Origin of the sequence: Sphingobacterium sp. LZ7M1 (assembly GCF_024296865.1) — a bacterium.
Taxonomy (GTDB): domain Bacteria; phylum Bacteroidota; class Bacteroidia; order Sphingobacteriales; family Sphingobacteriaceae; genus Sphingobacterium.
In genome coordinates this window covers 769,816-794,967 of sequence record NZ_CP101134.1, presented here as the reverse complement: position 1 = coordinate 794,967, position 25,152 = coordinate 769,816, and the positions used below count along the sequence as shown (strand labels likewise).

The window sequence follows — 25,152 nt, the reverse complement described above, 5'->3', positions numbered from 1 at the left end:
ATGAAGCGAATCTTGGTCACTAGATTTTCTGCAATGGGTGATGTCGCCATGGTTGCTTCGGTATTAAGGGAATTCCAAGAACAACATACGGACACTGAAATCATTATGGTTTCACGTCCGTTTTTTTCTGCTTTTTTCGATGGAATACCGCGCTTGATCTTTCACCCTATCGAACCCAAGGGAAAACATAATGGCATATCTGGTTTAATAAAGCTATTCAAGGAACTGAAAAAGTACAAGGCAAAACAGGTTGCTGACCTGCATAATAACATCAGGTCAAGGTTTTTGGACGTCCTTTTTCGGACTGCAGGGCATCAGGTTCAAATCCTAGATAAAGGCAGGCCAGAAAAGAAAGCTTTAACACGTACCAAGGACAAGGTTTTTAAGCCTTTGAAACTGACTACAGAGCGATACGCCGATGTTTTCAGGAAATTGGGATTTAGCCTACAATTGAACCATCAATTGGAAAAGCAACATCGACTGATTCCTCAGGGAATGATGCCAATTCTGGCTTCAAATGCAAAAAAAGTTGGCATATCGGCTTTTGCTCAACATCCCTATAAAGTTCTTCCAACAGAAAAAATGACGGAGGTAATCCATAACTTATCAGATCTAGGGGTTCAGGTTGTGCTTTTTGGAGGTGGAGCAAAAGAGAAAGAGATTACGGAGAACTGGGAAAAACAGTTCCCCAATGTGCATTCTGTTGTAGGAAAATATAATTTAAGTCAGGAGTTAGATATCATTGCCCATCTTGATCTGATGGTCAGCATGGACAGCTCAGGCATGCACATGGCTTCCCTAATGGGTATTCCTTGTGTATCAGTTTGGGGAGCAACCCATCCTTATGCTGGATTTTTGGGATATGGTCAGTCGATGGAAGATTGTGTTCAGGTAGAACATCCCAATAGACCGAATTCTGTTTATGGCAATAAATCCTGTCTTTGTGATGGCGTAGAGGCAATTGATTTAGTAAGTAGCGAAATGCTTGTCGAGAGGATAAAAAAACACTTATTTTAATTAAATTCACAAAATTAATTACCTGAAAAAGAAATTCTGAATGTTGACAATAGGATTTGACGCCAAAAGATATTTCCTAAACTATACTGGCCTTGGTAATTACAGCAGGGATTTAATCAGGATACTTGAAAAACACTATCCTGAGAATAATTATATTAAATACACGCCAAAACTTGGGGATAACCTAACGTCCAACCAATTGGCTGATAAAAAAATTCAATTACCTACTTCCAAGATTTCGAAAATGCTTCCCATGGTATGGAGAAATTGGAACATTATTTCTGATCTAAAGCGGGATAAGGTTGAAATCTACCATGGATTATCTGGTGAAATCCCCATTGGACTGCAAAAGGCAGGAATTAAATCAGTCGTAACCATTCATGATTTAATCTTTTTACGATATCCGGAATTATACCGCGCAGTGGATAGATGGATTTATGATAAAAAGGCGAAATATGCCGTTGAAAATGCTGACCGAATCATAGCCATCAGTGAACAGACTAAACAGGACCTGATGGCATACTACCAGGTTCCCGAAGATAAAATATCGGTGATCTACCAGGTGAGCCATCCTGCATTTAAAACTGAAAAGACTGAGGAGGAAAAAGAAAGAATTCGATTAAAATATAACCTCCCAAGAGATTTTGTATTGAATGTTGGTTCTATCGAACCCAGAAAAAATGCATTTCAAATTGTAAAGGCCATTGAAGGATTGGATATTCCATTGGTAATAATTGGGAAAGAAACCCCTTACACGCAGAGCATAAAGGAGTATATCGCTTCAAAAGGGATGGAGAAGCAAGTTGTTTTTATGAAAGGCTTGAGTATGGATGAATTGGCCACGATTTACGCCATGGCTAATATTTTCATCTATCCTTCCAAATTTGAAGGATTCGGCATTCCAATCATTGAGGCGCTCTACTCAGGCACTCCAGTTATAACGACCAATTCAGGCGTATTTCCAGAAGCAGCAGGACCTTTCTCGAACTATATTGATCCTGAAAATGTTGCAGAAATACGAAAAAGCATTCAATTGATCCTATCTGATCCCGAATTAGCAAACAACATGGCCGTAAAAGGGCGAGAATATGCCCAGCGGTTTAATGATGAAATCATTGCCCAGCAAATCATGGGGCTGTATCATCAATTAGTTTAGCTTTTCGGAAGATCGATTTTTTGGTAGGGCGCAATATCCAGGACATATCTGATCCAGTTTTCAAAGGAGTATTTGTGTTTGATGTCTTCTGGTAATGGCTCGTATGGAGAATTGATAAATTCTTTCAAACCGTCAAAATTGTCCCCCTGTAGAAGGAAAAAGTTTGAAGGATTATAGAATTCATATTTTTTTATTTCTGGATTGTCTAGTATTAGTTTTTTATCATTCCCGATTGCCTCGAAAACCCTAAAGGACAAACCTTTGTGTACATCGTGCAATAGATCAACCATAATCCTAGACCTGTTCACTAAATCTAGGTTTTCCTCATAAGAGACATAATTCTTTGTCAATTCAAAAGATCTATCGCCATATTTCTTTTGAATCTTCTCTTTATCAGAATGGACCTTGATCACGGAATTAGAATGGATATTTTTCAGATAGTCAGTTAATTTTTCAAGTTTATTAATCCTAGACCGCACATAATTCCCTAAATAATAAACATCGATATCCTTTTCAACATGGGGATTATTGCTATTGAGGTAAAAATTGCTGGCAGATTGCACGGATGGAAAATCCAGATCCGAAGGGTCAAAGACGAAAAATCGGTCGAACTCGGGAATTAAATCTTTTATCCCTGGAAAGCGATCTAATCCATCCCATTGGTAACCAACCAAGACCTTACTTTTTTCCTTGATCTTCCTAACGATATCCAAAGGGTAATAATCTGCTCGAAACATCAGGCAGTAATCAACGACCTCGTTCAATTCTTCTACGGCTTTGGTTATCCCTTGGCCAGTATCACGGTATTTTAAATAGGGCTTGTATTTCCTGTCATTGAAAAAGACCTTTCTCAAGAAGTTAATGGTTCTATCAGTAAGGTTTTTATACTTAAATTTTCCAGTAAAAGGAATACCAATGACGCGAAACCCAAATAATTCCAATTGCTGTTTCACGGAGTGGTATAGGAACCAATCTGGCATTGCCAATAAAATAGTTTTTCCTTCTCCAAACTTTACTTGACTCATTTAAGCTAATTCTTTATAAATTTCCCCATAGGCTTCAGCTGCTTTTTTCCAGCTATACATTTTACTTCTTTCCACTACTGCAAGTTCCATTTCTTTTGAAAACTGGAAAGAACATAATTCCTTTCCGTATTCAATTAAATAATCCTTTTCAAAGGAATCAAGATATCGTACTACATTTCCTCCAATCTCCGGAAGACTGGTGGAGTTTGATAAAATGATGTCCTTGCCAAAACTCATCGCCTCCACGACAGGCAACCCAAAGCCTTCCGTTTTTGAAGGGAAGCAAAAATATCTACAATTCTTTAAAAGGTAAACTTTTTCTCCCTCACTTATTGCTCCAATAAAATAAATCCTTTCCATCACTCCCAGTTCCTTACCCAATTCAAGGATTTTCTTTTGATAGGTTTTGTCGAAGATCTCTCCCGCTATGACTAAGTTAAAATCATTCTTCACCAACAGATAGACTAAGCTTTCGATGTTTTTTTTCGGCAAGATTGCCCCTATGAAAAACAAATATGGAACCGACAAGTCCAAAAGAGGAAAGTTGACTGCTGTTGGGCTAACTGCTGGGTTGATATTATTGCCATTGTAAATTACGGAACAAGGTTTATTCCGCAAATTTATATACTCCATAACTTCCTGCTTCACATATTCTGAAATGCAGACAATTTCATCGGATTGATCGACATTGGATTGAACCTTGGAAAGGTATTTCTTTTGCTTATCCTTAGGTTTTTCTCGTAAAAAATTCAGATCATGGATGGTCAGGACCTTGGCTATCTTTTTGTTCCTTGGTAGATAGTCGGTCATTTGGTTGCTGCCATGCCAAACATTTAGATCAACCTGGAAAGACTGGATATACTTATGGATCGGCTTGCTGTTTATGTAGTTAGGGGCTCCCTTCAAGATTTGGCTGTTTTGGGGAGCATAAAAATACAATTTTAGGGTAGGGTCGGAATCAGCGATATCAATTAAGGCATTTCCCAATTGAAGGCAAAAGTGAAAAAGTCCAACGTTTCTATATTTTAAACGTTCGACGTCGAAACAAACATTTGCAGGTTGTTCTGGGATCATCATCAAACATAAAAAATATTCACAGGAATTTGATGGTTTAGCATTTAAAATCGACTAGTTCTGTAGCATTTTTATTATAAATTTCGTCTAAAATTTACTTACGGTTAGATTTTTGATAGCTATTATAAAATAATTTACAAGACTTAAATGGGTTTATCTAAGCAGATCAGATTATATTTCGAGAAAAAGAAACGACTAAAGAATACGATCAATTACTTTACAATAAATGTTCAAGAGCCTGATTTAGTTAAAGAAACCCTTGTTTTTCCTGAAACAAAACAGCCCTTAGTTTCTATAATCATTCCATATTATAACATGGAAGCGACCACTAGAGCCTGCTTAAAATCCATACATTCAAATTTACCCGAGAATAGCTTCGAACTCCTTTTAATCAATGATTGCAGCAAGGATGCCATCGATTTTTCGGATATTGAAAACACAGTTCAAATAACCAATGATACCAATTTAGGCTTTTTGGAGAGTGTAAATAAAGGTATTAGGACAGCAAAAGGCGATTTCATCTATTTATTAAACAATGATACCCTCGTGCATCAAGGTTTTTTAGATGAATTGGTCAATGTATTCAACACGAAGGAGGATGCTGGAGCAGTGGGATCTATGATCTTGAATACCGATGGTTCCCTTCAGGAAGCTGGTTCGCTTTTTTTAAGTGCGGACAGAATCCATCAGGTCAATAATGTTCCTGCCTATTTCCCAGAAGTAAATTATGTGTATGAGGTGGATTATGCCTCAGGATGCAGTCTACTCTTCAGGAAAACGGATGATCTAGGAAATCTCAATCTATTAGACCCTGTTTATAAACCTGCATATTTTGAAGAAACGGACCTTTGTTTTCGAATAAGATATGACCAAGGGAAGAAAATATACTTCAGCCCTTTTTCAAAAGTGATTCATTTTGACGGACTGACCTATAAGAATAAAAGTCAAGAGAAAGCGCTTCAAAAAGAAATGATCTTTAAGAAAAACAAGGAAATATTTTATTCTCGCTGGGGAAAATATCTTGATAAAATAAAGTCTAATACCGTCGAAGAAAGAAAGTTGGAAATCAATAACAACAAACAGATAATTTTCTTTCACGACCAAATGCCTAAAGTTGACAATAATTCAGGAGAGATACGGTTTACAGAGATCATGAAGGAATTTTGTGAACTGGGCTATCAAGTCATCTTGATTACAACACAGAACAAATTTGAGAATGATTCAAATGAGTTTTACCAGAAGTTAGGGATTTGCGTGGTTTATGAGCATCATGCTAAAAATGATGTGGTCCAATTTTTAAAAAGAAGTGTTTTCCATCAGCCGATCGTATGGTTTCATACCGCAATCAGTTTTAATAAATATTACAAAACTGCCCAAAAGTTCATTCCAGATTCAAAAGTAATCTTTGATATGGTAGACATCCATCATTTGAGGTTTAAAAGGGCATTAGAGTTTGAGGAAAACAATAAAGAACTCCAAAAATTATATAAAAAATTCTATCAGTACGAATTGGAAGCTGCAGAAAAGGCTGACATAGTCATTCCTATATCTGAACAGGAAAAGGTTTATATGGCTAAACTCTGTGACAACAAAAAACTTCATGTAATTTCAAATATCCATTACCCAAGGGTCAAAAAGGAAGAAACACCGCGCTTTCAAGACCGTTCAGGAATCCTTTTTGTTGGCTCTAAACATACCCCAAATATTGATGCTGTAAATTACCTGATTGATGAAATCATGCCTGAGGTTTGGAAAGTCAATCCCGCAATAAAATTACATGTAGTAGGAGACTTAGATGAACATATTGATGAAGAAAAGAAAACCTTAAAAAATGTTGTTTTCCATGGTTTCGTTGAAGATATAGAACCTTTTTACTTCAACACGAAGTACATGATCGCTCCACTTCGTTATGGCGCAGGTGTAAAAGGAAAAATAGGCCAAGCCTTTGAATATTATTTGCCAGTAATCACCAACAAGATTGGGGCTGAGGGAATGAATCTTCAGGATGGTACCAATATCCTTGACGCCAATACGACAGACAAATTCGCTGAGCAAATTTTGCGTTTGTACAATGATGAAGTGCTTTGGAAAAAACTGCAAGATAATTCTGAGAAAAGCTTAAGGCCATTTTCTGTTGAAAAGCTTAAAGGCAGCATACAATTCATTGAGAATTACAGAGTTTAGAAGTAATACTTAACAATTTCAGAACGATTTGTTAATTATTATTTCTTTATCTTGGTGTTTTAACTAGGTATTCAAAACATGAAAACATTATATCTTATCAGGCACGCCAAGGCTGAAGAACACTCTTTTTCAAAAGATGATTTTTATAGAGACCTACAAAAAAAGGGCAGAGAAAGAGCGGAAAGGATTGCTCAAAAGCTAAAAGACTCTCTTAAAATAGATGAAAAGACCCTTGTCATCTCATCCTCTGCAAATCGTGCCATCCAAACAGCAGAATTATTCTGTGAAGTGCTTGGTTACCCTCAAGAATCCATCCATCAGACGAGAGATATTTATGAGGCCCATTTTATGGATATCCTAAAAGTGATCAATAGCGTTCCGGAAGAATATGATACCTTGTTGATATTTGGTCATAATCCAGGGCTTTCTAACCTGACCAACTATTTGAGCCATTCTGAGATTGAGCTGGCTACGTCCAATGTATCAATTTTACAGCTTGAGGGTGATCTGACCTTTGAAATGTTAGGAGGAGGAACTGCCAACCTAATAGGATTATTAAAATAATAGTTTTTACCTTCGTATGTTATGGCAAACAAACTACAAGGTGAAAGTTCCCCATATTTAAAGCAACATGAACATAATCCTGTTCATTGGTTTCCATGGGGTGAAGAAGCATTAAATAAGGCAAAAGAAGAGAACAAGTTAATCATCGTTAGCATTGGCTATTCGGCTTGTCACTGGTGCCATGTAATGGAACGCGAGAGCTTCGAAAATGAGGCCGTCGCGCAAACCATGAATAAGTTTTTTGTTTGCATTAAGGTGGATCGAGAAGAACGTCCCGACATTGATCAGATCTATATGATAGCGGTTCAATTAATGACTAATTCTGGTGGTTGGCCCCTGAACTGTATCTGTCTCCCAGACGGTAGACCAATTTATGGCGGAACTTATTTTAAGCCTAATGACTGGCAACAGATTCTGCTTCAGATTGCGCAAATGTGGGAGGAAAAACCGGAGGTCGCCATAGATTATGCTGAAAAACTTACCCAAGGCATCCAACAAGCTGAAAAGCTCCCCATACAGAACATTCCTGAACAATATACCCTAAGTGATATCCTCCAGGTCGTAGAACCGTGGAAGGAGCAATTTGATGGTAAAAACGGTGGTTATACTCGTGCTCCTAAATTTCCTCTCCCCAATAACTGGGTCTTTTTCTTACGTTATGGCTTCTTGAACCATGATCAAGGGGTTGTAGACCATGTTCATTTTACATTAGAAAAAATGGCAAATGGGGGCATATATGATCAGGTTGGGGGTGGTTTTGCCCGCTATTCTGTGGATGGGAAATGGCATGTTCCCCATTTTGAAAAAATGCTCTATGATAATGGTCAGCTATTGAGTCTCTATAGTGAAGCTTATCAAAACAGACCCCAAATATTATATAAAAACATTGTTGAAGAAACCATAGCTTGGGCTGAACGCGAAATGTTGGACCCAAATGGAGGTTTCTATTCTGCACTGGATGCTGATTCAGAAGGTGTAGAAGGTAAATTCTATACTTTCGACTATGCAGAATTTGATATTTTGGGTGAAGATGCTGACCTCGCAAGAAACTACTTCAACATCAAAAAGAGTGGAAATTGGACTGAAGAACAAATCAACATTCCTTTTGTGAACCCCGAGGATAATCAACTCATCGAGGAAGCGGGTTACAGTGAGGATGAATGGCAGGAACACCTAAAAGAAATAAAAGCAAAACTCCTTCAATATAGAAGCAAGAGGATTAGACCAGGATTGGACCATAAACAGTTGACTACCTGGAATGCCTTGTTCATGAAAGGGTTAATTGACTCCTATAGGACCTTTGGTAATTCCCATTTTTTAGAATTAGCAGAAGGGATTGCAACCTTTATCGAAGAGCATTGTTGCCAAAATGGCAGACTTCTTCATCAGCCGTCAGACCACAACAGAACAATTTTTGGTTTTCTAGATGATTATGCATTTACAATTGAAGCCTATATAGCTTTATACGAGGCAACCTTTGAGGAAATGTGGCTTGAGCGTGCAAAATCTTACCTAGAAATAGCGATATCCCAGTTTTTTGACGAGAATGAAACTGTATTTTATTACAGCAGTAAGGACGCTGAAGTTCTGATCGCAAGAAAAAGTGAGATTATGGACAATGTAATTCCGGCATCCTCTTCAACAATAGTGCGTTCATTGTTCAAACTCGGCGTATTATTTGATAATAGTAGGTACACGGAAATTGCAGATCGAGTTTTTGCCAATGTTTTTCCTCATATTAAAGCCTATGGTTCGGCCTATTCAAATTGGGCAATCCAACTCTTAGAACTCCACTTTGGAGTTTGGGAGATCGCAATCACGGGACATCAAGGACAGGCTTGGCGAAAGGAATTAGATCAATATTACATCCCCAATAAAATCACTTTAGGGGGAACAAAAAGCAGTCTTCCTTTGTTAGAGCATAAAAACACAGTGGAAGACAAAGCATACCTTTGTCAGAAGAAAACCTGCAGCCTTCCACAATCGTCAATTAAGGATATTATAGAATTAATAAATAATAAACAGGGATAGATTCCCACAATCTAATCAGAATGGCAGTAGAAAACAACAATGTAGTAACATTGAATTACGTTCTTCACACAATTGAAGATAACGGTGAAAAAACATTTGTAGAGCAAACAACGACTGAGAATCCTTTAACATTTTTATATGGTGTAGGCATGATGCTTCCTAAATTCGAAGAAAACATCGCTGGTTTAGCTGCTGGTGACAAAAAATCATTCGAGTTAGAAGCTGTTGATGCTTATGGCGAACGCGATGATCGTGCAATTGCACAATTACCTGCTGATATGTTCAAAGAAACTGGACTTCCTCCAGTTGGTGAAGTTCTTCCATTGCAAGACAACCAAGGAAACCAATTCCGTGCTGTTGTTGTAGAAGTAACTCCAGATGCAGTTGTTGCTGACTTGAACCACCCAATGGCTGGTAAAAAATTAAACTTCGATATCGAAATCTTAGACACTCGCGAAGCTACTCCTGAAGAATTATCTCATGGACATGCTCACGGAGCTGATGGTAACGAAGGACACTAAGAAAATTTAACACAAAAAAAAGGTCGCTGGGATTTATCTCAGCGACCTTTTTTTGCTTATATTAGTTAAAAGACCTAAGCCCTATGATTTATCGAATTCCATTGATGCTCGTAATAAGCATCCTCTTTAACACTGCCTTTGCACAAAAAAATCAGACTAAGCCTAATATTATCCTCGTCTTTATGGATGACCTTGGCTATGGTGACCTTGGAGTTACCGGAGCATTGGGATATCATACAACAGTATTGGACAGAATGGCAAACAATGGGATCCGTTTCACCAATTTCCTTGTTCCTCAAGCAGTCTGTTCAGCTTCTAGGTCGGCATTATTGACGGGTAACTATCCTAATCGAATGGGGATCAGCGGAGCATTTATGCCTTCTACTGGAGTAGGTTTGAACCCAGATGAGATCACGATGGCGGAAATGCTCAAGAGCAAAGGCTACAGCACACAGATCATCGGCAAATGGCACCTTGGAAGTGAACCTGAATTTCTTCCTACCAAACAAGGCTTTGATGCTTACTACGGAATCCCCTACTCCAACGATATGTGGCCAGTAGGCTTTGATGGTAAACCAGCAAAACCTGATACCTATGTTTCAAAATACCCTATATTACCTTTATTGAAGATAAAAACTGGACAAAGTATTCCAGATACGGTGTTGAAAATCAACAACCTCGAAGATCAAGCAGTATTGACAGAAAATTACACTAAACAGGCTCTAGACTTTATCAAGGCCAATAAAGACAATCCGTTCTTTTTGTATTTAGCCCATAGCATGACCCATGTGCCCATTACTGCTTCGAAAAAATTCAGAGGGACTTCGGACCAAGGGTTATTTGGTGATGTCATGCACGAAATAGATGATTCCATGGGTCAGATTTTCCAAACCTTAAAATCAAATGGACTGAGCGAAAATACGATTGTTATTTTCACGAGTGATAATGGTCCTTGGCTTAACTTCGGGAACCATAATGGTTCATCAGGAGGGTTTAGAGAAGGCAAAGGAGCCAGTTGGGAAGGCGGGCAGCGTGTTCCTTGCATCATCTATTGGCCAAACATGATTAAGGAAGGTCTGATCAACAACAACCTAACCAGTAGCATGGATATTTTTGCTACAGTTGCTGAGATCGTAAATTATAAAGACAATCCCAATCAGATTGATGGAATTAGCTTCTTAGCGCAGATCAAAGATCCTAAGGCAGAAGCTCCACGGAAATCCATGTACTATTATTACAACCAGAATGACCTGGAGGCTGTCCGTTTTGAGAATTGGAAGCTGGTCTTACCCCATAAATCCAGATCTTACGAAGGCATCCTTCCCGGAAATGATGGCTTTGGAGGCAATTACAAAGAACTAGAAATAAAAACCATGGAATTATACGACCTCCGTCGCGATCCTGGAGAAAGGTACAATGTCATCGAACAGAATCCAGAGGTATTAGAAAAATTACTCGAAATTGCTGATGAAGCCCGTAGAGATCTTGGAGACAACCTTACCAAGGCTGAAGGACAAAACCGAAGGCCTCTGGGCAGAATCCCTAAAAAATAAGAAATCTTAAAGCTTGGTTGCTCTCAACATTTCACGTTTTCCGGGAGCACCAGGCGCTTTTTCAATACTAAAACCCAACGCTTTCATCGCTCTTTTTAAGTTGCCCGTAATGGCATAAGTCACAAAGACACCTCCCGGTTTTAGGAACTGACAAACATGAGCTAAAGTTACAGGCGTCCACATTTCTGGCTGATGGATTTCTGCAAATGCATCAAAATAGATAACATCAAAAAGTTCATTACTATCAAAATCCATTACTTTCTGATGAGCAACTTGAACCTGCACAGCATCTAAAAGGTTGGTTTTTGAATTGATCACATTTGGATATTTTTCAATAAAATTCTCCCAAACGACGTCAGCAATATATTCCCCATAATCAGATTGCTGAATCAATTCTTGGCTCAAAGGGAAAGCCTCAATGCCAACATAATCAAGGGAAATCTGATGCTGATGGCAATAATCTGCTGTCATCAAGAAATTTAAACCCGTCCCGAATCCAATTTCCAAGACAGAAGCCGAACCACTTGATTCCTTCTCCAACCAATAGCGTAACCCTGTATTCAAAAATACATGGACACTTTCTTGATGTGCACCGTGTTTAGAATGGTAATGCTCTCCCACCTCCTCATGGTACAAAGTTTTTGAGCCATCTGCTGTTTTAACGAATTCCATTATATATTTTTGGCAAATCTAAAATAAAAACAACTATTTTAGCTTGAGCAAATTACTTAAATGAAAGAAATCCTAAAAAATTACGGAAGTATCATCTTACTTCTAATAGGTATTACTATTGGTAGTCTAATCGGAATATTCTTCCCTCAGGCAGTTGATATCCTTAAACCCATAGGTGATATTTTCTTAAACTTACTCTTTGTTTCCGTAATCCCACTCCTATTCTTTGCCATCTCATCTTCCATTGCCAATATTGAGGACAGTAACAAACTTGGAAAGACCATTGGGGTTATGACAGCGGTATTTATCGGAACGATTATCATCGCAGCCATAGCGACCATCGCAGGTCTTTGGGCATTTCCTGTCACTGCCATTTCTGATGGTTCGGCAGTCAATGAAGCCCTTTCCACCAATGCCGATGAAACATGGGGCGACCGAATTGTACGTTTTTTGAGTGTTGATGAGTTTGCCAACCTACTTTCCCGAAAAAACATTTTGGCCTTTGTCATCTTTGCCCTTTTGGTCGGGACTGCAACCCGCAAATCTGGTGAGATGGGAAAACAGTTCACTGCCTTTCTGAATGCCGGAAACAAGGTCATGGAAAACCTTTTGATCTTGGTCATGAAAGCTGGACCTGTTGGTTTAGGCGCATATTTCGCCTATCAGGTGAAGACCCTAGGTGCTGAACTCTTTGGATTCTATGCCAAGCCATTAGGGTTCTACTATGGATTTGGAGTCGTATTTTTTATCGTATTCTTCAGCCTTTATGCCTTTGTTGCAAAAGGTACATCGGGCGTAAAGTCTTATTGGAAACATAATATTTCACCATCATTAACAGCCATCAGTACCTGTAGTAGCTTGGCAACTTTGCCTGCAAACCTGATTGCTTCCAACAGGATTGGGATTCCAAAAGAAATATCTAGTATCGTGGTACCTTTGGGAAACACCCTTTACAAAAACGGATCCGCCATTTCATCTATCCTAAAGATCTATGTCGCTTTCTCCATCTTAGGATGGAATTTCTTTGAGCCAACCACTTTGATTACCGCAGTAGGCATCACCGTCTTGGTATCTATGGTTGCTGGTGGGATTCCCAATGGAGGATTTATCGGAGAAATGCTAATGATCTCCATCTATGGAATACCAAATGAAGCAGTACCATCTATTTTGATCATAGGCGCTTTAGTAGACCCATTAGCTACCGTCCTGAACGCAACAGGTGACACCGTCGCCGCGATGTTAGTCACTAGATTCTCAGGAGAAAAATTTAATCCAGAACAAGCTGAAGCTTAATAAATAAGGATAAAAGAATATAAGAAAGCTCATTCAAAAACATTAATTTGGCTGAGCTTTCTTATTTGAATCACTTTTATTACAAAAGCCTGAAATTAGATTTTACTGGAAATCAAGAATCTAATACTCCCAACACATCCGCAAGTACTTACATTTAAGATACTTACAAAAAATAATGTAACTTAAATAGAAACATTCTAAATAACCCAATTTCATTGCTAAATTCATTCCTTGCACTACTATTTCGTAATTTTGCAGTTGGTTAATATTATATTCATATAGAGATGAAGAAAAGTTCGATCATTTTAATTGTAATTATAGCGATAGCTATTGCGATGATACTTGTGATCTATACCGATTCTAGTACATATTCAACATTTACTGAGGCGAGGGAAAAGAAGACAGAGATCTATGTAGTAGGTGTTTTGAATAAACAAAAAGATCTGCATTATGATCCTGTGAAGGATGCAAATCATTTCTCTTTTTACATGTTTGACAATGACAGTACAGAGTGTCAGGTAGTATTCAATGGTTCTAAACCTCAGGATATCGAGCGATCTGAACAAATTGTTTTGACCGGTAAAATGGAAGGTAATGTTTTCCATGCCAGCAAGATTTTGATGAAATGTCCTTCGAAATACAATCAGGATCAAATGGAGGTGATTGAAACATCATCTACCCCAGCAACAGCATCAGTCAATTAACAATTCAATACCTCAATATTCTATGGACGTAAATTACGTTGGAGAAAATCTACTTCCAGGTCAAATTGGACAGTTTTTCGTAGTCCTTTCTTTTGGAGCAGCATTATTATCCTTCATTTCCTATTTCTTTGCAACCAAATACCCTGAAGAAAAATCTTGGAAACAATTAGGGCGTATTGGCTTTTGGCTAAATGCCCTGTCAATCGTTGTCATTGGTGCCACCCTTTTTTATATCATTTACAATCACCTTTTCGTATATCACTATGCCTACGCGCATTCGTCGATGACCTTGCCTACCCATTATATCATTTCATCATTCTGGGAAGGACAAGAGGGAAGTTTCTGGCTATGGATGTTCTGGCAAGTGGTCATGGGATCAATCCTAGTATTCAAGGCGAAAAGCTGGGAAAGCCCGGTAATGACCTTCGTCATGCTATGTCAACTTTTCTTGGCGTCCATGCTTTTAGGTGTAGAGGTCTTCGGTTCCCGCATTGGTAGTTCACCATTTATTTTGCTTAGGGATGCCATGAACTGGCCTATCTTAAAGGATCCGAATTACCTAAGCATGATCAAGGATGGCCGTGGATTAAACCCATTGTTACAGAACTATTGGATGGTTATCCACCCTCCTACCTTATTCTTAGGCTTTGCATCTATGATCGTTCCTTTTGCTTACGCAGCAGCTGGACTTTGGCAAAAACGCTATAAAGAATGGATCAATCCAGGATTGCCTTGGGCATTATTCGCAGTAATGATCCTTGGCGCAGGTATCATCATGGGATCTTTCTGGGCATATGAAGCACTGAACTTTGGTGGCTTTTGGGCTTGGGACCCCGTTGAAAACGTATCGATCATTCCTTGGTTGACCTTGATTGCTGCCGTTCACGTCATGGTAGCTTATAAAAATACCGGACATGCTTACTTCACTGCCGTATTCTTGGCAATGATCAGCTTTGTCCTTGTAATCTATGCTTCGTATCTGACACGTAGCGGCATTTTGGGCGAAACATCGGTACACTCCTTCACCAGTTTAGGGATGTCCGGGCAGCTTATCATCTTCAACCTGATTTTCCTGATCATTATGATCGTGTTATTGGTTGCAAGAAGAAAAGAAATGCCAAGCACCAAGAAAGAAGAAGAAATATATTCGCGCGAATTTTGGTTATTCATCGGTGCATTGGTCCTTACTGTTGCCTGTGTTCAGATGATCGCAACGACCTCCATTCCCGTATTCAATGCTTTGTTTGGAACAAAGGTAGCCCCTCCGGTAGACCCAATTCCTCACTATAACAAATGGCAAGGTGCATTTGCAGTTGTCGTTATGCTATTAACTGCATTTACACAATTCCTAAAATACAAACGCACCGATAGCAAGAAGTTCTGGGCAGCTACTTTGGCATCCTTTATCTTCGCTTTGGTCATTTCAGCAGCTATCGTTTACTTCACAAACATTTACACCAACATCATGTTCATCCTGATCACCTTTACTTCGGTGTTCGCAATCTTGGTGAACTTAAGGGTATTGGGTGATTCGTTCAAAGGTAAATGGCGATTGGCAGGATCAGCTGTATCCCATATTGGTTTTGGTCTTTTGCTGATTGGAGCTTTAATCGCCGCAGCTACCAACGAAGTGGTTTCTGTAAACAGCAGTAACTATATCGCCGTAGCAGGATTTGACCAAGTTGAAAAACCAGGAGACAACCTTTTCTTAACAGAAGGTGAACCTGTAGATATGGGAAAATACAAGATCACTTACATCGGTGACTCTGTTGCCAAACCGAACGTTTTTTACAAAATCAAATACGATGAAATAGACGAAGAGACTGGAAACATCAAAAACTCCTTTGTCTTAAAGCCTTTTGCGCAGAACAACCCGCAAATGGGTGGATTGATCGGAACTCCAGGAACTAAACATTTCCTTACCCATGACATCTATACGGTTATCACCGCAGCAGCTTCTGATTCCCAGAAACCAGCTGAACAGGATGCTCAGGAAGGAAGCGCTGGTTTTGAAGAGTATGAAGAACCTGCAACCTATGAGGTCAATGTTGGTGATACCCTTCGTTATAGAAATGGATTCTATGTAATCCAAGGTATCAACAAGGATGCTAAATTGGAAAACATGCCAAAAGCTGACGATGACATTTTGGTTGGATTAAAGATCAAGGTCGTTGCTTCAGATGGCAAGGAATTCCCAGTAGAACCAATCTTTTTGATCAAAGGTGGCAATACCTTCGATTTCTATAAAGATGTCCCAGAACAAGGCCTAAGATTCAGATTTACGAAGATTATGCCGGAGAAGAACAAACTGGAATTAATGGCTTACCAAAAACCTCTTCCTGAAAAGAAATGGGTGGTATTCAAAGCCATCAAATTCCCTTATATCAACTTCTTCTGGTGTGGTACCATCGTCATGACCATTGGTTTTGGGATGGCCATTTATCGTAGGTTAAAAGACAATAAAATTAAAGAAGCTAAACAAGCAGCATAATGAATATCGTCCTCATCGGCAGTGGAAATATTGCGACCCACCTAGGGAAAGCATTCACTGATGCTGGACATCATGTCGCTCAAGTATATTCTAGAACATTAGCCAATGCCAATGCATTGGCTAATGTTTTATCCGCTCAAGCCATCGATAACTTAGCTCAACTGGATCCAAATGCCGACCTCTATCTTTTGGCCGTTTCTGATTCAGCAATCGCTGAGCTTGCTCAAAACCTTCCGAATGATCTGGAAGGCACCATTGCCCATTGCTCTGGTGCCACTGATGTTGAAGTCCTCAAGGACTTCAAAAACCACGGAGTGATCTACCCTGTTCAAAGTTTTTCTAAGCACAAGGAATTAGACCTGAACCATACCCCCTTCGGCATTGAAGGAAACAATGAAAAATCCGAACAAGTACTCTTGCAACTAGCCAGAGAGATTTCAGATAATACATTCGCTTGCAATTCACAACAGAGACTTGCCCTGCATGTCTCCGCTGTTTTTGCCAATAACTTCAGCAACGCTCTTTTCCAGCTTTCCTTTGATCTGCTCAAAGAGCATAATTTACCCTTCGATCTCATCCGCCCGATCATCCAGGCAACGGCAGAAAAAGTGCAAAATCACGAACCTAGACAGGTTCAGACAGGACCTGCAGCAAGAAATGACAAAACAACCATGGTTACGCATTTCAACTTTCTTAGCCCCCATCCTGATTGGCAACTTATTTACCAAAAAATATCGGACCTTATTATTAAAACAAGAGAGAATAATTCAGAAAATTAACAATTCAATAAATCTTTAAACTTCTTACTAATTTTTTCATAATACCCTCTGAACTTGCTAATTTTGCATGCAAATAACCGGTTATAGGGTTCTCGTTCCGTTTATGGCACATTTATGGCGGAACCTAGACTGTGGTAATAAATTATAATAAATTTAGCATAATAATTTCATCATGCAGGTAAGAAAACTCATCCTAGGGATCATTATTTTAGTAAACCTAATAATTATCTCTTTTGGTGTCATCTTTACTCCAAAATGGTTTTGGTTGTTACTGATTCCATTCCCGCTCTTAATCATCGCCCTATATCACAGTTTCCAAACGAAACATGCGATCTTAAGAAACTATCCCGTGGTTGGATACTTCCGTTATTTCTTGGAGTCCATCCGCCCAGAATTAAGACAGTACTTCTGGGAGTCTGATACAGATGGTAGACCTTTCAACAGACGTCAGCGTTCAATCGTTTATCAACGTGCGAAAAACCAACGTGAAACTGTTGCCTTCGGTATGCAAAGCGACCCGCAGGCTGTAGGAAACGAATGGGCTGCCCACAGTATCTTCCCTGTTCATATCGAGGATCATAATTTGCGTACTACAGTAGGTAATGCTGCCTGTAAGCAACCTTATAGCTTAAGTGTGTTCAACATCTCCGCAATGAGTTACGGTGCATTGAGCCGCACTGCGATTACTGCGTTAAATAAAGGTGCTGCTTTGCAAAACTTTGCCCACAATACCGGTGAAGGTGGTATTTCACAATACCATATCAATGGTGGTGACCTGATTTGGCAAGTGGGTACCGGTTACTTCGGCTGTAGGGATGAAAATGGTTACTTTGAACCAAACCTGTTCCGTGAAAAATCGACACGCCCTTATGTGAAAATGATCGAATTGAAACTATCTCAAGGTGCAAAGCCTGGTCATGGAGGTATCCTTCCGGCTGCAAAAAACACCCCTGAGGTTGCCGCAATCCGTCACGTTGTTCCGGGTACCGATGTTATGTCCCCTCCGGCACACAGTTCATTCAAAACTCCTGTAGAGATGATGAACTTCGTCCAAAAGCTGCGTGAACTTTCTGATTACAAACCTGTAGGGTTCAAACTTTGTATCGGTGATAAACAAGAGTTCATCGAAATCTGCCAGGCGATGCAAGAAACCCAGATCATGCCTGACTTCATCTCTATCGATGGATCAGAAGGTGGTACCGGTGCTGCTCCTTTGGAATTCACGGACAACTTGGGTATGCCGCTTTACGATGCCTTGGCTTTCGTAACTACGACCTTGATCAACTTCGGATTAAAGAAACATATCAAGATCATCGTTTCAAGTAGAATCGTTACGGGGTTTGATATCCTGAAAGTGATCGCTTTAGGTGCAGATGCATGCTATAGCGCACGTGGAATGATGTTCGCATTAGGCTGTATCCAAGCCCTGAAATGTAATGAAGACGTATGTCCGGTAGGTGTTGCAACTCAACAGCCACACCTTTACAAAGGATTGGATGTAGAAGATAAATATGTGCGTGTAGCACAGTTCCACCGTAACACATTACGTGCTACCGTAGAAATCATGGAAGCCTGTGGTTTCAATAGCCTCGATGAGGTCAATGCCGACAAATTCTTCCGTAAGGTCGATAGTCAGAATACCCTAAGCTTCCAAGATATATACTTTAAGAATACAGGTAAATTGGTAAACAACCGCAGCGACTTCGCTCCGGAAGTGTTTGATTAAGCCAAGCTTACTTCAAGTTATTAAAAACTATCTCTAAAAGCTGTTGGGCCTGTTTCATAGAGTTTCTATCAACACCCGCCATAGCTTCAGAGATAGTTTTTTCTGCTTGTTGCATACACTTATCCTTGATTTTATGGCCCTGTGCCGTTAGATAGATCTGGTTTGCCCGTTTGTCCCCAGAACTGCTCACCCGCACCAATAGCTTCTGTTTTTCTAGATTGGAAATCAAACGCGATACACTGGGCTTGTCGCGAAAGGTCAGCTTGGCAATCTCCTGTTGGCTCAATCCCTCCGATTCCCATAGGAAATAAAGGACGCTCCATTGCTCCGCTGTAATATGAAGTCCACTATCCTTAAAGTTCCTTTGCAACCGTCTGCCGATTGCTGTCGAAACTCTCCCCGTTAAGAATGAATAGAATTCATTGGCATAATAAGTCTCATTTGTGATCATATCAGGTTAATTTGGTAATAAAGTTGTTGATGCAATTAAATGATTAATTGCTGTAAATGCAAATTATTTATCCATGTTAAATAATTTCAATGAAAAATTTAGCTATTTTTATAGATATGGATAATCCTATTTTAATCATTCTTATCGTTATCGGCAGTGTAATCTACAAGATTTACCAAGGCTACCAAGAAGAGCAAGAAAAAGCTAAAAAAAGATTGGAAGAGCTCAAAAAGAAGCTTCCAAACCAAAATCCATTTCAACAAACTAAACCAGCCCCTGCCCCCGTACAGACCACTAAACCTGCCCCAAAACCTGTCGTGTTCCAAAAACCCAAACAGGTAGAAACCTATAGCGAGATTCCATCTTACGATGAAGTGGAAATAGCAAGGCAAAGAAAAATAGAACAGAAAAGATTGGCTGCTGAAAAAAGACTCAAAGAAGAGAAATTGAAATCCGAAAGAAAACCAATGGAAGTCATAGATTTAGAGCCTCAGCACTTTAACCTACGTCAAGCCATCATCCAACAAGCAGTCTTAGAAAGACCGTATAAGGATTGATAAACCCTCTTGATCCACTGAATCAGAAATAAATTGAATTTCAAATTGGCCTAACTCTTATCCGTTCCTATGAACTATAAGAATTTAAATTGGTCTTGGTCCTTCAGGAAAGGAAATTGCTCTCTACTTTCCTCCAGATCTTTAGGGTTCAGGGTAAAGGTATACAGGTCTTCATCCTCTGGCTTATAGTAAACTACATCCCCATTCGGCGAGATACACATCGATCCACCTGAATAATATACTTCTTTCCCATCATGGCCTACTCGGTTCACACCGATTACAAATGCCTGATTTTCAATTGCACGTGCCGGTATCAAGGCTCGCCAATGCGATGATCGCTTGTCTGGCCAACTCGCCGTATAGACCATCAGATCATATGCCCCATTCTGATTCCTTGACCAAGTCGGAAACCGAAGGTCATAACAGATCATCGGACAGATCCTCCAACCTTTCAACTGGAAGATAATACGCGATTGTCCCGCAGTGAAGACTTTATCCTCGCCTGCCATTGAAAATAAATGCCTCTTATCATAATGTACAAAGCTGCCATCTGGCGACATCCACACAAATCGATTGAAATACTTACTGTCTTCCTCAATGATTAAGGTACCTGCTACTACACATTCAAACTTCTTCGCTGTCTCATACAACCAATGCATGGTCTTGCCATTCATGGTCTCTGCACATTTTTCCACATTCGTGGTAAAGCCTGTATTGAACATCTCTGGCAAAATAATCAGATCCGTTTTCTCACGCAATGAAGACAACCTTAATCCTAAATTCTGAAGGTTCTTATCTACATTCTCCCAAAAAAGGTATGCTTGAAATATGGTGATTTTTAGTGGCTCCATTAATGTCCTTAGCTCTATTAATTCGTTTTCTGTTTTCACCAAATTATAAAAATCTTGGCAATTTTCATAATTAGCGTGTACGGTGCATCAAAGTATCTGCTAAATTCTTCAATTCCACCTTCTGCGATTCAGGAACGGCAATTTCTTCCAATTTATTGTAAGCCAGATCCATAAATCGCAACTTAATTTCTTCAGCATGCCTGTCGATATTAAATCTCGCATATAGATTTTTCATTCGGCTTACTTTCTCTGTATCTTTTATACCCTCCGAATTGATCAGTTCCACAAACTCAGCCCTAGCGGAATCATCAATCAAATGCTCTGTCTTTATCCGTAAATACGTCTTCTTGTTGCATAGGATATCACCGCCTACCTGCTTTCCAAAAGTCTTTGGATCTCCGTAAACATCTAGGTAATCATCTTGAAGCTGAAAGGCTATCCCTAGGTTCACTCCAAAATCATAGATCAATTGTTGCTGTTGCTTATCAGCATGCGCCAATATCGCTCCCATTTGCAGTGCTCCACCAAGTAAAACCGATGTTTTCAAACGGATCATATTCAGATAATCATCCTCGGAAACATCTGCCATTTTCTCGAAATCCATATCCAACTGCTGCCCTTCGCATACTTCCAAAGCGATCTTACTGAACACATGCAATAAGCTTGGGATACGGTCAGCAGGACTTTTTCCCAATTCTTGGTAGGCTTTCACCAATAAGGCATCTCCAGATAGGATCGCAACATTATCGTTCCATTTCTGATGAACCGTCTCCTTGCCCCTTCTCAAAGGTGCCCGATCCATAATATCATCATGTATCAACGAGAAATTATGGAAATATTCAATGGCTATACTTGCAGGAAGGACCTCCTCCAAATTTTCCTTACCAAACAACTTTGCTCCCATCAGCACCAACATCGGTCGGATGCGCTTGCCAGCCAAGGAAAGGATATAAGCTATTGGATCATATAAGTCGGCAGGTTGTTTTGGAAACTCAGCATTTTGAATATATCCAGCAATCAACTTGCCATAGGGATGCTGTTCGAACATAATCTTGTAAAATTAGGACGAAGATAACAATTTGAGACGGAATAGCTGAAGCCTTAGGATTTGATTTTAGCCTTTTAACATGTAAATTGCAGGGAACTTTTAAGGATCTACTCATGCGCATACTCATCATTCACAATCAATACCAACATATAGGCGGCGAGGATTTTGTCATGGGTCAAGAAATGGAAGCTTTAAGAAAGAACCATGAAGTAGATCTTTATACCGTACGCAATGTCAAAGGGGCAAAAGGATACCTACAATACCTGCTTTACCCCATAAATTGGCCCGAGGTAAAAAAAATTAAGGAACGCATCGAAACCTTCAAACCGGATATTGTTCATATCCACAATATGCATTATGCTTTAGGTCCACTGTTTATCCTTCATATCAAAAAAATGAAAATTCCGATGGTCATGACCCTGCATAATTTCAGGTTGATCTGCCCTTCGGCAACCTTGTTTTATGATGGAAACATTTACTTAAAGTCCATCAATGCAGACTTCCCATGGGATGCCGTTAAGAAGAAAGTATTGGAAAACTCCCTTATCAAAACCTTCTGGACAGCTTTCACCTATTGGATCCATAGAAAAAGAGGCACCTTTAAGGCAATAGACCGCTACATCGTACTCTCTGAATTTTCCAAATCCATCTTTGCAAAGTCCAAGTTCAATGTTCCAATGGATAAATTCACCGTCAGACCAAACTTCGTAAAAGTGGCAAACGTGAACAAGGAGTACCCATCTGATTATTTTATCTATGTTGGTCGATTATCGGAAGAAAAGGGCATAATTCCTTTATTACACGCTTGGAAAGCAACCGATCATCAGATTAAGATCTATGGAACTGGGCCCTTACAGAAAGAGGTGGAATTGATCTGTAGCCATAGCCCAAACATGCAGTACATGGGTTTCCAGGACAAACAGACCTTGAGCAATCAAATCGCATCTGCCTCCGCTGTCATCGTACCATCGGTATGCTACGAATCCATGCCCTTAGCCGTTCTGGAAGCTTATGCGCTCGGTACCCCAGTCATTGCCAGTAGTATTGGCATTTTAAATGAAATGGTTGTACCTTTGTATACTGGGTTATTGTTTGACCCCCACAACCATATCAATATGGTTCAGACATTGGCAGAATGGATAGCACTCCCCAAAGAGAAGATCCTGGAAATCAAAGCAAACTGCCAAAAAGAATATTTAGATAAATACAGCCAACCCATTGCAATGGATGAACTTGAAAGAATCTATGCAGAGGTTCTGGCTGATTCAAAAAATTAAGATATGAATATAATCATCATGGATAGGTTGGGCCTTGCTCCTCAAATTCAAGAAGCCCTGGCTACAATTTACGACCCCGAATTAAAACCTGCTAACATATTGGACCTAGGATTGATCTATGAAATCATTACCAAGGAAAATAAAAAAGCGAAAATCGTCATGACATTGACTGCTCCTGCATGTCCTGTGGCCGGACAGATCATGGATGAGGTGCAACAAAAAGTTGCTGCAATCGAGGGTATCGAAGAGGCTGTCGTTGAACTTACCTTCGATCCGCCTTGGACGAAAGACATGATGTCTGAAGAAGCTAAACTGGAATTAGGATTTATGTAAAAATCTAGCTCTTTTCAGCAAAATACGTTTTAAGTGCTTGCATCTGTTTTAGATTAAGCACTTTTTTTAATTCTTCTTCTGAAGCTTCCCGAACCTTCTTCACCGATTTAAAAGTCTTCAATAGCTTCTCGACCGTAACCTTACCAATACCTGGAATATTGTCCAGCTCCGAAACAAAGGTTTTCCGACTCCGCTGGTTTCGGTGGAAGGTGATACCGAATCGATGCGCTTCATCCCGCAGGTGCTGAATGATCTTTAAGGTTTCCGATTTTTTATCTAGATATAATGGATACTGATCTCCCGGATAATAGAGTTCTTCCAATCGTTTGGCAATACCGATTACAGTGACCTGCTTTTCTATCCCCAACAACTTCAAACTCTTCAAAGCAGCCCCTAATTGCCCTTTACCACCATCAATGATGATCAGTTGAGGCAACGTTTGGTCTTCATCCAAAAGTCTTCTATACCGCCTAAAAACAGCCTCCTCCATCGTCGCAAAATCATTTGGTCCTTCAACTGTCTTTACATTGAAATGCCTATAGTCTTTTTTCGAAGGTTTGGAATCCTTGAAAACCACGACCGCTGAAACAGGATAGTTCCCCTGTATATTCGAGTTATCAAAACATTCTATATGTTTTGGCAATTGCGGCAAGCGAAGGTCCTTTTGCATTTGCTTCAAGATCCTGTCCGTCTTCACCTCGGGGTTGAGCTTCTCATATTGCAATAGGCGCTCCTTCTTAAAGTAGGCCACGTTCTTTTGCGAAAGCTCCAATAATTTCTTTTTATCACCTAGCTTAGGCACATGGAACTTGATATCCTCATTGCCTTCAATATCCAATTCAAAAGGAACGATGATCTCCCTGGAATGGCTTCTGAATCGCGATCTCAACTGCGGAATGGCAATGGCCAGTAATTCCTCATTGGTTTCATCCAACCGTTTTTTCAATTCGACGGTCTGGGTCTGGATCACGACGCCGTTTACTACCTTCAGGAAGTTTACAAAGGCATAATTATCTTCAGATGCTATACTGAATACGTCAACATTCGTAATGGAAGAACTAACTACGGTGGACTTGCTTTGATAGTTGGATAGCTTATCCAACTTGACCTTCAGTTTATGCGCCCCCTCAAAATCCATTTGCTGAACGGCTTCGTTCATCTGTTCCTTGATCCGATTGGTCACTACCGCGATCTTACCGTTCAGGATATCCTTGATGTCAGAAAGGTTCTCATCATAGCTAGCCTCCGATTGATACCCTTCACAAGGACCTAAACAGTTGCCTAACTGATATTCCAAACAGACCTTAAACTTCCCTTTCGAAATATTCTCCTGGGTCAGGCTCAGGTTACAGGTACGCAATGGGAATAACTCCCTGATCATGTCCAGGATGATATGCATCATCCCTACAGAAGCATAGGGGCCGTAGTATTTGGAACCGTCCTTGATGTATTTACGGGTCCAGAATATTCTCGGAAAGGGTTCATTCTTGATGACGATCCAAGGATAGGTCTTGTCATCCTTGAGCATGACGTTATATCGAGGCTGATGTTTTTTGATCAGGTTATTTTCCAATAACCAGGCATCAATTTCGGTATCGACAATGGTAAAGGCAATCCGTCTGATCTTCCGGACCAATACCCTAGTTTTGCTGTTGAGTTGGTTTTCGTTGACAAAATAAGAGCCAACCCTATTCCGCAGGTTCTTCGCCTTCCCTACATAGATCAGCGTATCATCCTTATCAAAATACTGATAAACCCCAGGTTTATGGGGAATCTTGGTCAATTCTTTCTTATAGTCAAATTCCATCGTAGCAAAAAAAACAGACCTTTATTTCTGAAGAATAA

The 25,152-nt window shown here is 39.8% G+C and carries 22 protein-coding genes; 15 read left to right on the top strand and 7 right to left on the bottom strand.

Annotated features, from left to right (window positions below; all coding sequences use genetic code 11):
- Both NMK93_RS03375 and NMK93_RS03370 read left to right on the top strand, forming a co-directional pair.
- Positions 1-1,017 carry a glycosyltransferase family 9 protein gene (locus NMK93_RS03375; RefSeq protein WP_254526342.1) on the top strand — a complete coding sequence of 339 codons (1,017 nt, stop codon included), beginning with the start codon at positions 1-3 and terminating at the stop codon, positions 1,015-1,017.
- Positions 1,018-1,057: 40 nt separating this feature from the next.
- Positions 1,058-2,173 (top strand): glycosyltransferase family 1 protein, encoded by a 1,116-nt coding sequence (locus NMK93_RS03370; protein ID WP_254526343.1) that lies wholly within the window; start codon positions 1,058-1,060, stop codon positions 2,171-2,173.
- Here the strand turns inward: NMK93_RS03370 and NMK93_RS03365 are convergent.
- Together NMK93_RS03365 and NMK93_RS03360 are read right to left on the bottom strand one after the other, a co-directional pair.
- Positions 2,170-3,198, bottom strand: coding sequence for a hypothetical protein (locus tag NMK93_RS03365; RefSeq protein WP_254526344.1), 1,029 nt, complete (start codon positions 3,196-3,198; stop codon positions 2,170-2,172). The genes NMK93_RS03370 and NMK93_RS03365 overlap by 4 nt on opposite strands.
- Positions 3,199-4,275 carry a glycosyltransferase family 1 protein gene (locus NMK93_RS03360; protein WP_254526345.1) on the bottom strand — a complete coding sequence of 359 codons (1,077 nt, stop codon included), beginning with the start codon at positions 4,273-4,275 and terminating at the stop codon, positions 3,199-3,201.
- Positions 4,276-4,419: 144 nt separating this feature from the next.
- On the opposite strand from NMK93_RS03360, the gene NMK93_RS03355 reads away from it, so the two are divergent.
- From NMK93_RS03355 to NMK93_RS03335, 5 genes are all read left to right on the top strand, one after another.
- A complete protein-coding gene (locus NMK93_RS03355) occupies positions 4,420-6,456 on the top strand; it encodes a glycosyltransferase (RefSeq protein ID WP_254526346.1) in 2,037 nt (678 codons plus the stop codon).
- 78 nt (positions 6,457-6,534) lie between these two features.
- A complete protein-coding gene (locus NMK93_RS03350) occupies positions 6,535-7,020 on the top strand; it encodes a histidine phosphatase family protein (protein ID WP_185210920.1) in 486 nt (161 codons plus the stop codon).
- A 21-nt stretch (positions 7,021-7,041) separates the two neighbouring features.
- Entirely contained in the window at positions 7,042-9,051 is a 2,010-nt protein-coding gene (locus NMK93_RS03345) for a thioredoxin domain-containing protein (RefSeq protein WP_254526347.1), read from the top strand.
- Between the two features lie 20 nt (positions 9,052-9,071).
- Positions 9,072-9,572, top strand: coding sequence for a peptidylprolyl isomerase (locus tag NMK93_RS03340; RefSeq protein WP_185210923.1), 501 nt, complete (start codon positions 9,072-9,074; stop codon positions 9,570-9,572).
- Positions 9,573-9,655: 83 nt separating this feature from the next.
- Positions 9,656-11,125 carry a sulfatase gene (locus NMK93_RS03335; RefSeq protein WP_254526348.1) on the top strand — a complete coding sequence of 490 codons (1,470 nt, stop codon included), beginning with the start codon at positions 9,656-9,658 and terminating at the stop codon, positions 11,123-11,125.
- Between the two features lie 6 nt (positions 11,126-11,131).
- Here the strand turns inward: NMK93_RS03335 and mnmD are convergent, their stop codons facing one another.
- Positions 11,132-11,797 carry a tRNA (5-methylaminomethyl-2-thiouridine)(34)-methyltransferase MnmD gene (gene mnmD / locus NMK93_RS03330; RefSeq protein ID WP_254526349.1) on the bottom strand — a complete coding sequence of 222 codons (666 nt, stop codon included), beginning with the start codon at positions 11,795-11,797 and terminating at the stop codon, positions 11,132-11,134.
- A 60-nt stretch (positions 11,798-11,857) separates the two neighbouring features.
- On the opposite strand from mnmD, the gene NMK93_RS03325 reads away from it, so the two are divergent.
- The 5 genes from NMK93_RS03325 (at position 11,858) to NMK93_RS03305 (ending at position 18,790) form a co-directional block, all read left to right on the top strand.
- Complete coding sequence (locus tag NMK93_RS03325; protein WP_254526350.1) at positions 11,858-13,090, top strand: dicarboxylate/amino acid:cation symporter; 1,233 nt, start codon at positions 11,858-11,860, stop codon at positions 13,088-13,090.
- 284 nt (positions 13,091-13,374) lie between these two features.
- The gene (locus NMK93_RS03320) at positions 13,375-13,794 is read left to right on the top strand and encodes a cytochrome c maturation protein CcmE (protein ID WP_185210929.1); all 420 of its coding nucleotides are present in this window, start codon (positions 13,375-13,377) and stop codon (positions 13,792-13,794) included.
- Between the two features lie 22 nt (positions 13,795-13,816).
- Entirely contained in the window at positions 13,817-16,285 is a 2,469-nt protein-coding gene (ccsA, locus tag NMK93_RS03315; protein ID WP_254526351.1) for a cytochrome c biogenesis protein CcsA, read from the top strand.
- Positions 16,285-17,064, top strand: a complete 780-nt coding sequence (locus tag NMK93_RS03310) for a Rossmann-like and DUF2520 domain-containing protein (protein ID WP_254526352.1) — start codon at positions 16,285-16,287, stop codon at positions 17,062-17,064. Before ccsA ends, NMK93_RS03310 begins: the two co-directional genes overlap by 1 nt.
- A 172-nt stretch (positions 17,065-17,236) precedes the next feature.
- Positions 17,237-18,790, top strand: coding sequence for an FMN-binding glutamate synthase family protein (locus NMK93_RS03305; protein WP_185210935.1), 1,554 nt, complete (start codon positions 17,237-17,239; stop codon positions 18,788-18,790).
- Between the two features lie 7 nt (positions 18,791-18,797).
- On the opposite strand, the gene NMK93_RS03300 is transcribed toward NMK93_RS03305, so the two are convergent.
- A complete protein-coding gene (locus tag NMK93_RS03300) occupies positions 18,798-19,241 on the bottom strand; it encodes a MarR family winged helix-turn-helix transcriptional regulator (RefSeq protein WP_185210937.1) in 444 nt (147 codons plus the stop codon).
- Between the two features lie 89 nt (positions 19,242-19,330).
- Here NMK93_RS03300 and NMK93_RS03295 point away from each other — a divergent pair, with 89 nt between their 5' ends.
- On the top strand, positions 19,331-19,798 hold the full coding sequence (locus NMK93_RS03295) for a hypothetical protein (RefSeq protein WP_185216027.1): 468 nt from the start codon (positions 19,331-19,333) through the stop codon (positions 19,796-19,798).
- 74 nt (positions 19,799-19,872) lie between these two features.
- Here NMK93_RS03295 and NMK93_RS03290 read toward each other — a convergent pair whose 3' ends face one another.
- Together NMK93_RS03290 and NMK93_RS03285 are read right to left on the bottom strand one after the other, a co-directional pair.
- Positions 19,873-20,649 carry an amidohydrolase gene (locus NMK93_RS03290; protein ID WP_185210940.1) on the bottom strand — a complete coding sequence of 259 codons (777 nt, stop codon included), beginning with the start codon at positions 20,647-20,649 and terminating at the stop codon, positions 19,873-19,875.
- A gap of 70 nt (positions 20,650-20,719) precedes the next feature.
- Positions 20,720-21,697 (bottom strand): polyprenyl synthetase family protein, encoded by a 978-nt coding sequence (locus NMK93_RS03285; protein WP_254526353.1) that lies wholly within the window; start codon positions 21,695-21,697, stop codon positions 20,720-20,722.
- Between the two features lie 113 nt (positions 21,698-21,810).
- On the opposite strand from NMK93_RS03285, the gene NMK93_RS03280 reads away from it, so the two are divergent.
- Positions 21,811-22,974, top strand: a complete 1,164-nt coding sequence (locus NMK93_RS03280; protein WP_254526354.1) for a glycosyltransferase family 4 protein — start codon at positions 21,811-21,813, stop codon at positions 22,972-22,974.
- A gap of 3 nt (positions 22,975-22,977) precedes the next feature.
- Positions 22,978-23,307, top strand: a complete 330-nt coding sequence (locus NMK93_RS03275) for an iron-sulfur cluster assembly protein (RefSeq protein WP_185210951.1) — start codon at positions 22,978-22,980, stop codon at positions 23,305-23,307.
- A 4-nt stretch (positions 23,308-23,311) separates the two neighbouring features.
- On the opposite strand, the gene uvrC is transcribed toward NMK93_RS03275, so the two are convergent.
- Positions 23,312-25,114: an excinuclease ABC subunit UvrC gene (gene uvrC / locus NMK93_RS03270; protein ID WP_185216024.1), complete on the bottom strand. Its 1,803-nt coding sequence runs from the start codon at positions 25,112-25,114 to the stop codon at positions 23,312-23,314.
- Between the last annotated feature and the right edge of the window lie 38 nt (positions 25,115-25,152).

What these genes read in the sequence shown, in the direction of transcription:
- NMK93_RS03310 (WP_254526352.1), top strand. Translation starts at nt 16,285, where the DNA reads ATGAATATCGTCCTCATCGGCAGTGGAAATATTGCGACCCACCTAGGG.
- NMK93_RS03300 (WP_185210937.1), bottom strand. Translation starts at nt 19,241, where the DNA reads ATGATCACAAATGAGACTTATTATGCCAATGAATTCTATTCATTCTTA.
- NMK93_RS03305 (WP_185210935.1), top strand. Translation starts at nt 17,237, where the DNA reads ATGCAGGTAAGAAAACTCATCCTAGGGATCATTATTTTAGTAAACCTA.
- NMK93_RS03325 (WP_254526350.1), top strand. Translation starts at nt 11,858, where the DNA reads ATGAAAGAAATCCTAAAAAATTACGGAAGTATCATCTTACTTCTAATA.
- NMK93_RS03320 (WP_185210929.1), top strand. Translation starts at nt 13,375, where the DNA reads ATGAAGAAAAGTTCGATCATTTTAATTGTAATTATAGCGATAGCTATT.
- NMK93_RS03360 (WP_254526345.1), bottom strand. Translation starts at nt 4,275, where the DNA reads ATGATGATCCCAGAACAACCTGCAAATGTTTGTTTCGACGTCGAACGT.
- NMK93_RS03350 (WP_185210920.1), top strand. Translation starts at nt 6,535, where the DNA reads ATGAAAACATTATATCTTATCAGGCACGCCAAGGCTGAAGAACACTCT.
- NMK93_RS03345 (WP_254526347.1), top strand. Translation starts at nt 7,042, where the DNA reads ATGGCAAACAAACTACAAGGTGAAAGTTCCCCATATTTAAAGCAACAT.
- uvrC (WP_185216024.1), bottom strand. Translation starts at nt 25,114, where the DNA reads ATGGAATTTGACTATAAGAAAGAATTGACCAAGATTCCCCATAAACCT.
- NMK93_RS03275 (WP_185210951.1), top strand. Translation starts at nt 22,978, where the DNA reads ATGAATATAATCATCATGGATAGGTTGGGCCTTGCTCCTCAAATTCAA.
- ccsA (WP_254526351.1), top strand. Translation starts at nt 13,817, where the DNA reads ATGGACGTAAATTACGTTGGAGAAAATCTACTTCCAGGTCAAATTGGA.
- NMK93_RS03340 (WP_185210923.1), top strand. Translation starts at nt 9,072, where the DNA reads ATGGCAGTAGAAAACAACAATGTAGTAACATTGAATTACGTTCTTCAC.
- NMK93_RS03280 (WP_254526354.1), top strand. Translation starts at nt 21,811, where the DNA reads ATGCGCATACTCATCATTCACAATCAATACCAACATATAGGCGGCGAG.
- NMK93_RS03290 (WP_185210940.1), bottom strand. Translation starts at nt 20,649, where the DNA reads ATGGAGCCACTAAAAATCACCATATTTCAAGCATACCTTTTTTGGGAG.
- NMK93_RS03295 (WP_185216027.1), top strand. Translation starts at nt 19,331, where the DNA reads ATGAAAAATTTAGCTATTTTTATAGATATGGATAATCCTATTTTAATC.
- NMK93_RS03375 (WP_254526342.1), top strand. Translation starts at nt 1, where the DNA reads ATGAAGCGAATCTTGGTCACTAGATTTTCTGCAATGGGTGATGTCGCC.
- NMK93_RS03355 (WP_254526346.1), top strand. Translation starts at nt 4,420, where the DNA reads ATGGGTTTATCTAAGCAGATCAGATTATATTTCGAGAAAAAGAAACGA.
- mnmD (WP_254526349.1), bottom strand. Translation starts at nt 11,797, where the DNA reads ATGGAATTCGTTAAAACAGCAGATGGCTCAAAAACTTTGTACCATGAG.
- NMK93_RS03285 (WP_254526353.1), bottom strand. Translation starts at nt 21,697, where the DNA reads ATGTTCGAACAGCATCCCTATGGCAAGTTGATTGCTGGATATATTCAA.
- NMK93_RS03365 (WP_254526344.1), bottom strand. Translation starts at nt 3,198, where the DNA reads ATGAGTCAAGTAAAGTTTGGAGAAGGAAAAACTATTTTATTGGCAATG.
- NMK93_RS03335 (WP_254526348.1), top strand. Translation starts at nt 9,656, where the DNA reads ATGATTTATCGAATTCCATTGATGCTCGTAATAAGCATCCTCTTTAAC.
- NMK93_RS03370 (WP_254526343.1), top strand. Translation starts at nt 1,058, where the DNA reads ATGTTGACAATAGGATTTGACGCCAAAAGATATTTCCTAAACTATACT.